The sequence below is a fragment of the Lysinibacillus sp. genome (assembly GCF_032093475.1).
Lineage (GTDB): Bacteria > Bacillota > Bacilli > Bacillales_A > Planococcaceae > Lysinibacillus > Lysinibacillus irui.
Map to the genome: position 1 here is coordinate 1 of NZ_DAMDAY010000148.1, position 9,655 is coordinate 9,655.

Below are 9,655 nucleotides of genomic sequence, written 5' to 3' on the forward strand. Positions count from 1 at the left end.
TGATTGAATCTTGCCTTCCTTAAATTCAATCAATCTACCACCAACATGTAAGGTACATGTACCAATGACTTCCCCAAACTGCATCACAGCAATATTCGCTGTCCCACCACCAATATCAATATTGGCTATTACTTTGGATGAATTCTTTGATTGCTGTAAAGTACCTGCCCCCTTGGCGGCGATGATGCCCTCTAAATCAGGACCAGCGGTAGCAACTAAAAAATGACCAGCGCCATCTGCAATGGTATGGACAACCTCTCTTGCATTTTCTTTCGTGGCGGATTCGCCTGTTATAATAATGGCGCCCGTTGAAATGTCTGTTGGCGCAATTTGTGCCAATTGATACTGCTGAAAAATAAATTCCTCAATCTTTTTCATATCAATGATGTCTTTATTGATAAAAGGTGTTTTAATAATTGGACTTTGATGCAATACCGTTTTCTCAATAATTTCAATCCTTGGCACATGTGTCACACCAGCCACATTTTTTAACAAAAAACTACTGACGACCATTTTTGTGGTACTTGTCCCAATATCAATGCCTGCACTAAATATTTTTTCAGTTTTCACCCTACACCTCCCTCTCGCTACTGTGAGCAATACATGAGATACGGACTATCGCGATCCTTAACAAATTGTTGAATGTCTTCATGTGTCTTCAGCTGAATCAATGGTTCAATAAACTCGATTCCGAGCTTTTGCCATGAAGAGGTTTTCACGATGGGCCCATGCGTCATAACATTTTTTAATAAAGCTGTAGCCCTTTCTACATCTGCATTAGGAGCATCAATCTTTGTAATAACACCAATTTGTATTTTTGGAATCCCTAAGCTAAATTGCGGAGGGAACACACTTCTTGCTGATGTAGCATCCTGCAAATAAATCACATGAGTTACTTCCAGCGACGTTGCCATAATATTTCTGTAATACATGGGATTTTCAACATATTCACCTGGTGTATCAACAATCCAGTCATCATAAACGAGTGCCTGTGTTTTGTTAGCCGTACTTTCCTTGCCTAACAAAGTATTCATCAATGTTGACTTTCCTGCTTGCACACCGCCTATTATCATTACTCGATTTTTCATATGACACATCCTATGATTTCGTTATTTTTGATGGGGTGTACCCTAATACCTCGGATAAAAAACGATTAATTTCTAACATCGCCATTTCCACTTCAGAAACACTTCCCACAATAACGAGACTACCTGTAAAACGATCTAAAAATCCGAGTTTGACATTGGCAGCCTTTGTCGCTAAATCCCCTGCAATAATCACTGTTTCACTCGGAGTACAAGTCATGATGCCCAGCGCACCTGCTTCTTGGATTCCTAGCTTTTGAAACATATCTGGATCAGGATTGGCAATAAGGTGACTCAATGTTAGCTGTTTACCCGGCACAAACTCCTGAATAAATCGTTTCTTTTCTTCACTCACACGTCATCACCTCACTTTTTTAATCAATTAAGATTTTTGCTCTGTTACATATTCGCCTTCTTTGATAATGCCAGCCTTGCGATCCTCAATTTCCAACCTTAATGCAGTTGGTACGGAAAGCTTATAAGCTAAAATAATGGCAATGACACCCGCTAAAAACTTACCAGCGATAACAGGCAAGATAATAGTAGGCTGGAAATTAGCTGTAAATGATAAGTGATCGCCTAATAGGAATGCAGAACACACACCAAATGCAATGTTAATAACTTTATCTTTTGGTGGCATATGGCGAATCAGTGTAAACATCGCCAAAATATTAGCAATCGTTGCTAAAATCCCCGCACTTCCTACAGAGGATAAGCCTAATTTTTTACCAGCCGCTTCAAGTGGCTTGGAAGCATATTTTCGAATTAAATACACCATTGGGAAGGCACCCGCTAGCATAATACCGATATAACCTGCTGTCTCTAATGCTCGGAATTGATCGATCTCATCTGCCATGATTGGATCGAAGCCCCACGCACCAAAAATCTTTGTAAAAATACCTGTAAAAATCTCAACAATCGAGAACACTAATACTAATTTAATCCCGGCATCCATCATACGTCCGAATAGCATAAATCCTTTAATCATACCGTTCGGAATAAGCTTTAAGCCAAGTGCGATTAAAATAACGAAAATAAATAAAGGTAGTAAGTTAATTAATATTTGTAAAACAGAAATGGCAAACACATATGTAGGTGCCTCTGTTGTACTAATGACTTCACGGACTTCTGTATTGAATAGCACAATCATGATTGAAGAAATAAATGCACCAATCGGAATCGTTAATACGCCGGCCATAATACCTAGCGCCATATACTTATGATCACGCTTATCTAACATTGCAAGCCCCATTGGAATAGAGAATACGATAGTAGCACCAGACATAAATCCAACAACTAGAGCCATGACCCATCCTTCATAAGACTCTTTTAATGCATTGGCTAATTGGTAACCACCCATGTCCGAAGCTAATATTGTCGTCGCTGCTATCGCAGGATCTGCACCAATTAACTCAAAAATCGGACTAATAAAATGACTAATAAACCATGTTAAGTAAGGAATAGCTGCCATGATCCCTGCTGCTGGGACAAAAATATGTCCAACGGTATGGATACCATTCATAAATTCTTTTCCAATTCCATACTCAGCATCTCGGATTGCCCCGATTGCCCCTAAAACAGCACAAATCATAATAATATAAACGATAATCGTTCCTATCATTGCCATCTTACTCATCACCCCTTTTTTAATAAATTTATAGAAAAAAAGGCGCTTTAAAGAAGAAATCTCTTTAAAGCGCCTTTGCTTCAACTATTGACTTGTAAAGTATTAATAATTTGCTGGGCGATATGCACCATTTCCTGTTGGGTTTGCATACTTTCATTGCGAATCCTACGGTAAGCCTCGTCCTCGCTTATATTTTCGGCCTGCATTAGCAAGCCCTTTGCTCGTTCAATGACTTTCCGCTTATCTAATTGTGTTTGCTTATGTAAAATCTCCCCATTGAGACGGTTGAACTTATCAATTTGATGAAAGGCAACCTCTAACACAGGCAACACATTTTTTTCAGAAAACGGTTTCATTACATACCCTAATATATTATCCTGCTTCATGTATAGCAACAATTCTTTTTCACTGTAAGCCGAGATGAATAGAACTGGTATACCAAGCTGTTGTTCAATAATTTTACTTGCCTTTAAACCATCTAGTTTAGGCATTTTGATGTCCATTAAGATTAACTGTGGTTTATGTAAAAAGGCTAATTCAATGGCTGTTTCCCCATTGTTCGCCTGCGCCACTACTTCATAGCCATTATCTTCTAACATAAACTTCAAATCAATCGCAATCAGTGATTCATCTTCGACAATCATAACTTTCCTAGTCATTTACGATAAATACCTCCTCACTTACAGGGAACTGAACTTGAGTATGTGTACCTTCTTCACTAGGGATAATTGAAAATGAGCCAGCTAAATCATATTCGACGAGCCTTGTGATAATCTCCATACCAAAAGATGCCTTCACCTCTTGCATTCCAACGCCGTTGTCAGAAATATGAAGTGAAATCGTTGAATCTTCCTGCATGAATAGAATATCGATGGTTCCCTCATCACGTCCGATAAAAGCATACTTTAATGCATTTTGCAGTAGCTCGCAAATAATGAGTGCAAGGGATACTGCTTTTTTTGAATGGCAAAATAGTTGCAAATTATCATGATGAAAGGCTAATTGAATAGTCGCTGTATTGGACGTGCCAATCATTTTATGACCTATTTTTTTAGCTAATGCGATAACGTCTACTCTTTCCTCAGCGTTATCCTCGTTTTCTAAAATAAGCTCATAAACCGATGAAATACTATATATTCGATTTAATGCCTCCTGAAAAGCACTTGCATTCGCAGCCGACAAATCATTGCGCATTTGCAAACGTAGAAGGCTCGTTACTGTCTGAAGATTATTTTTCACACGATGGTGAATTTCCCGTATCGCAAATGTTTTCATCATTAGCTCATTTTCTTTCAGTTTAAGCTCTGTTAGATCATGAATAATGAGTAGCGTCACTTTCTCGTTATGACTACGAATCGGAATTTTCTTCACAATAAAGGATTTACGATCAATCGTAATTTCTAAGAAAAAGACATCATCGCCTTTATCATAGACTTCCTGTAAAAACGGTAATATTTTATCTAATGCAACATTGTCAAAGTTTTCTAACCCTGATAGCTCAGAAATAAAATGGTAGCCAGCAGGATTACTGTAAATCACTTTGTTCTCGTGATTTGTCAGAATGATCGATTCTACAAGTAAATCTGACACAACTGGTATTGGCTGAGAGTTTGGTTCTACAATATGCTCAATTAATGCGAAAGGCATATTTTGAAAATCATCTTTCGGTGTCGTTTGCATCTTCACCATTTTTTCCTGAATCAACACTGCTATTACTTGCTGTTGCTCATTAAAAATAGGAATGACATGTTGCTCTACCGTAACACCTTCCTGCGTAATTGCTCTTGAGATGGATGATTTTTCTTTATGTTTAAACGCAGCGAATACGGCTGGTTCAAAACTTTCAAATACGAATTTTCCGATAACTGATTTCTCATATAACCCAATTTCCTTGTTCGGGAAAGCCTCTGCCACAACAATCGCATGTGGTAAATTTTCCAACATGCAATCTATGAACATATAACAATCAGTCAACTCAGCATAATACTTTAGTGTAGCCTCTATTTCTGTTAACTTGTCAATATCCGTTGCCGAAAGGTTTGTATATTTTCTACATAATGATTGAATGTTCGACAGGTTCAAGCCCCCTATCTGAAATAATCAACAATCAATTTGATTATTCTTAAAAATTCTTGTCATTATTATAAACCTTTTGTGAAATTATTTTCAATAAAAAAAATATTTTCTTTCACCAGATATTGTTGCATTACAAAGAACTATATAGCTTAAAAGAGAAATATTCAACAGTTTTTTAAAATTGAATTATTTAACATCGAGAAAAATATTATTTCAATATATTAAAAAACGAGCTTACCTCTATGGCAAACTCGTTTTTCATTATTTTATTTCTGGGACAACAGCTAATATGTTTTCAAAGGCTGCACGCTGTTTTTGTTCTTCCTCATTCAGCAAAATGTGGATGTCTCCATGATCATTTGATGTCCGAATTAAGCGTCCCATCCCTTGCTGCAAGCGTAATTGCATGAAAGGTAGCTCCACCTCTTCAAATGGGTTTTCAGCAAATGTGCGCTTCGCATCAAATAGTGGATCTTGTGGAGGAAACGGTAAATCATAAATAATAACACGTGTTAATGCTTCCTCTGGTAAATCTAAGCCTTCCCATAAATGATATGAGCATAATGTTTTAACCGATCCCTGCTGGAAGTCTCGGACGATTGCTGAAAGCTCTCGATCTCCTTCGAAAGCCACATACATTCGTTCCATTAGTGGTAATTCTGCTTTAAAGTTTAGCATCGCTTGCTTGGATTTAAATAATATTAATGTTTGCTCGCCATCACGTAGCAATTGCTGAACTCGCGCTGTTTTATCACCTTGACTAAGCTCATGTAAATAGATTTTCATCACTTCTTCATAGTCGAATGGAGAAGGTACTGAAAATGATTGATAATCTCGAATTCCTAAACTATAGGCAATATATGAAAAGTCTTTATTAACAGATAAGGTTGCAGAAGAAAAGACGATTGGAAGCTTTTTAGAGAATAATTTTTCAGCTAAAACCTCTGTAATTAAACGAGGCATAATAACAAGCGTTTCTTCGCCATCTGTCTCCTCTAACCAATCTACTGCATCGCCCTGTGCTATGAAAATACGCAAAGAAGCCTCATATTGTTCTAAGTATTCTTCTGCCATATTTAATTCATATTCGGGAATCATATACATTTCTGATTCAAAGACGAATTCTTCCATCAACGTTTCTACATCTTTTATTAACTGCTTCCCGTAAGCAAGCAGTGTTTTTGATTTGTTTATACGTTTACGATCCTCATTTGAAGCAACGATATCATCACGAAGCTGATCAAAGAATAGCTCATGATCATCCTGTAATTTTTCCATTGCGTACAGTGTACGCTCACGTACGCCATCTACCATCAATCGCTCAAGTAGTTTAACAATCGTTGTTGCCTGTACTTTGTATGTCATTGCTTTTTGAGCAGCATATTCCAATAGATGTCCTTCATCCAACACAATCATCGATACCTCTGGCAATAATGCTAGCTGGCCTTCACGCTCACGCGATTCCTTAGTGGCCAAATGCTCCATTAAAAAATCCTGTGAACAGATAACAAGATCTGTTGATTTACGATAATGTGAGCGATGTAATGTTTGCCCACAGCGATTACGAAGCTCACAAACCGAACATTGCATAATGGCATTATAATTGACCTTTTGCCAATCCTCGTCACTAACAGTCGGATAATCACTACGCTCACCATACGGATGGACAGCGATCATTGAGCCTTGTGCATACACACCATCTGGAATAGAAAAGGCAATATCATCAATCCATTCATCCGTTACTACCTTTTCCGTTTCTTCAAAACGTTTTAAGCATACATACTGATCTCGCGATTTTGCTAAGCGAACATCAATTTCAAGTCCTAATGTTTTTTGAAGCTTATAAATATCGCCCCCCTCTTTTACGAGCTGGTCGATTAATGTTTCATCTGCGCAAGCAATGAGCGCTGGTTTCCCAGTGTAACGCGCATAGGAAATGGCTGGTAGTAAATAAGCAATGGTTTTGCCAGTTCCCACTCCTGCCTCTGCAAAGAGAACATTTTTTTCTTTTAGTGCTTGTTCTATTTGATAAGCCATAAAAATTTGCTCATCACGGCATTCAAAGCCTTTTTCAGGTAATTCATCATAAAGGACATCGCCCATCCAATCACCTAATGAATCAAAAAATGAACGGTCCTTTGATAATGCAAATGGTAAAGATTTACGCAATTAATGTTCCCCCTCTAACTCTCTGGTGCTATTATACGCGACGAAACGGAAGATAAGAAAACAACTTATCTTCCGTTACTATTCGTTAATCTCTTTTAGACTTTTGACCCCAGAATTGATAATAATTTGTTTCTATAAAGCCATTAAATAACTTACGCTTCTTCGTCGCTTGGCGTCCATATAATTCTTCAAAATTTTTCATGGAGGAAAGCATATATACAGACCAAGTTGGATAATTCTTCATCACTTTTCCTAAATCACGGATTACTTGCTCTACGACTTCCACATCACCGATACGTTCTCCGTATGGTGGGTTACCAATCATGACACCATCCGTTAATTGTGTTGTAAAATCACGTGCTTGCATTTGCTTAAACGCGATTAACTCACCAAAACCTGCTTCCATCGCGTTTTCTTGCGCAATGCTGACCATGCGATGATCAATATCTGAACCAATAATTTCTAGTGGCTGATCATAATTCGCTAAGCTTTCTGCTTCATCACGAACCGTATCCCAGATAGCAGCTTTCATCCACGGCCAATCCTCTGAAATAAATTCACGGTTATATCCCGGTGCTATATTTTGTCCAAACATTGCCGCTTCTAATGCAATGGTACCCGAGCCACAGAATGGGTCAACAAACGGACGATTTGGATTCCACTTCGAAATTTGTACAAGTGCTGCAGCTAATGTTTCTTTTAACGGTGCCTCACCTTGAGCCTGACGATAGCCACGCTTATGCAAGCCTGCGCCAGACGTATCAATCGTTAGTGTCGCCACATCTTTTAAAATTGAAACCTCAATTTTGTAGGTCGCCCCTGATTCATCTAAAAAGCCAAGTCGTTTATAGTGCTGTTTCATGCGTTCGACAATCGCTTTTTTTGTAATCGCTTGGCAATCTGGCACACTAAATAATTTCGATTTAACCGACTTCCCTGAAACCGGAAAAGCAGCATCCACCGGTAAATACTTCTCCCATGGTAATGCTTTTACACTTTCAAATAATTGTTCAAACGATTTTGCTGGGAATTGTCCAACAACAATTTTTACTCGATCCGCTACACGCAGCCATAAATTGGTACGTGCAATAGCTGTTTCGTCGCCCTCAAAATATACTTTGCCATTGTCAACAGTTGTTTCATAGCCGAGTGCTTTCACTTCTTGGGCAACTATTGCCTCTAAGCCCATTGCTGAAGTAGCTACTAATTGATAGTTTGCCATAGATTATTTCCTTCCTTGATGCTCAATTTCCCAATACTCCATAAACTCAATGAGCTCATTTAATGGTAATGGTTTGCTGTAATAATAGCCTTGAATAATATCACAGTTCATTTTACGTAGTATATCCACTTGTTGTGCCTGTTCAACACCTTCAGCAACAACTTTCATTTTTAATCGATGTGACATTTGAATAATCGCATCTACAACTGCCTGTTTCTCATCAAGTGATCCAATATGTTGAATAAAGCTACGATCAATTTTTAAACAATCTAATGGAAAACGAACTAAATAGCTTAAAGACGAATAGCCCGTCCCAAAATCGTCGATCGAGATTTTAAAGCCTAATTGTTTCAAGCGCACTAACTTACTGACAGTTTCATTTGCATTATTCATAACTGTTCGTTCCGTTACTTCTATTTCAAAATTGTTTGCTGGCATATTATAGCGTTCTAATATTGTTTGTATTGAATCTAAAAAATTCTGCTGTTTAAAGTGAATGCTCGATATATTAATGGCTACAGGTGTTTTCCAACCTTGTTGTTGCATTTGAATAACTGATTCACATGCTTTTTCTAAAATAACCTCACTTAACGGAATGATTAATCCCGTATCCTCAGCATAAGGTATAAACTCCGCTGGTGATACAAAGCCAAGCCTTTCGCTATTCCAACGTACCAGTGCCTCTAAACCTTGAATCCCCTCATTTTCCACCGAAATTTTTGGTTGAAAATACAGCTCAAATTCGCGATTTTCTATGGCTCTTCTTAACTCTGAATCAAGCAATAAAACTCGTTTTGCATCAGTTTGTAGTTCATCAAAATAAAAGGAATAGCCATTCAATTCATGTTTTTTTGAATAAGTCATGGCTCGATCTGCACAATTAATCAGTTCTTCTGTGTTTTTTCCGTCTACTGGATAAACACTAATCCCAACACTTGTAGAAATAAATACTTCCTGCCCATTTAACATCATCGGTTGTTCTATACTACTAATGATTTGCTCAGCAAATTTTGCTGCTTCTTTGACATTTTTCACATTGGTTAAGGTGATGACAAATTCATCCCCACCATATCTTGCAATAATATCTTTGTTTTTCAGTAATTTTTTTAAACGATTTGCTACTTCTATTAAAATTGAATCTCCTACAGCATGGCCTAATGTATCATTAATTTGTTTGAAGCGATCCAAATCTAAAAAATAAACCGCGTGCTGCACTGAATGAGAAATAGCAGAAGTCGATTCTAAGAGATTATCCATTCTTTCAATATAGGCAAAACGATTGGATACATCTGTTAATGAATCCGTAAGTAAACGCTTTTCTAATTCATGTTCTACTATTTTTCTTTCAGACAAATCTGTGAAAATACCACAGTAATTTGTAACCTTCCCCTCATCGTTGGTTACACTTACAATCGTTAACCATTCAGGATATACATCTCCTGTTTTACGTCGATTCCATATCTCACCTTGCCAAAT

Annotated in this window: 9 protein-coding genes; all 9 read right to left on the reverse strand. The window is 37.6% G+C overall.

Annotated features, from left to right (window positions below):
• A partial coding sequence (locus tag RT445_RS21275; RefSeq protein WP_313471508.1) for an ethanolamine ammonia-lyase reactivating factor EutA occupies nucleotides 1-570 on the reverse strand: 570 nt, incomplete at its 3' end.
• Between the two features lie 17 nt (nucleotides 571-587).
• Nucleotides 588-1,088, reverse strand: a complete 501-nt coding sequence (locus tag RT445_RS21280; protein WP_274796476.1) for a EutP/PduV family microcompartment system protein — start codon at nucleotides 1,086-1,088, stop codon at nucleotides 588-590.
• Between the two features lie 10 nt (nucleotides 1,089-1,098).
• A complete protein-coding gene (locus RT445_RS21285) occupies nucleotides 1,099-1,440 on the reverse strand; it encodes a BMC domain-containing protein (RefSeq protein ID WP_274796475.1) in 342 nt (113 codons plus the stop codon).
• 27 nt (nucleotides 1,441-1,467) lie between these two features.
• A complete protein-coding gene (gene eutH / locus RT445_RS21290) occupies nucleotides 1,468-2,712 on the reverse strand; it encodes an ethanolamine utilization protein EutH (protein ID WP_313471510.1) in 1,245 nt (414 codons plus the stop codon).
• 80 nt (nucleotides 2,713-2,792) lie between these two features.
• A complete protein-coding gene (locus RT445_RS21295) occupies nucleotides 2,793-3,371 on the reverse strand; it encodes an ANTAR domain-containing response regulator (RefSeq protein ID WP_274796473.1) in 579 nt (192 codons plus the stop codon).
• Nucleotides 3,364-4,794 carry a sensor histidine kinase gene (locus RT445_RS21300; protein ID WP_274796471.1) on the reverse strand — a complete coding sequence of 477 codons (1,431 nt, stop codon included), beginning with the start codon at nucleotides 4,792-4,794 and terminating at the stop codon, nucleotides 3,364-3,366. The genes RT445_RS21295 and RT445_RS21300 overlap by 8 nt, the downstream gene beginning before the upstream one ends.
• A gap of 255 nt (nucleotides 4,795-5,049) precedes the next feature.
• On the reverse strand, nucleotides 5,050-6,957 hold the full coding sequence (locus RT445_RS21305; RefSeq protein ID WP_313471511.1) for an ATP-dependent DNA helicase: 1,908 nt from the start codon (nucleotides 6,955-6,957) through the stop codon (nucleotides 5,050-5,052).
• 85 nt (nucleotides 6,958-7,042) lie between these two features.
• Nucleotides 7,043-8,179, reverse strand: coding sequence for a THUMP domain-containing class I SAM-dependent RNA methyltransferase (locus tag RT445_RS21310; protein ID WP_274796469.1), 1,137 nt, complete (start codon nucleotides 8,177-8,179; stop codon nucleotides 7,043-7,045).
• A gap of 3 nt (nucleotides 8,180-8,182) precedes the next feature.
• Nucleotides 8,183-9,655: putative bifunctional diguanylate cyclase/phosphodiesterase (locus RT445_RS21315; protein ID WP_313471512.1), on the reverse strand; the 1,473-nt coding region annotated here is incomplete at its 5' end.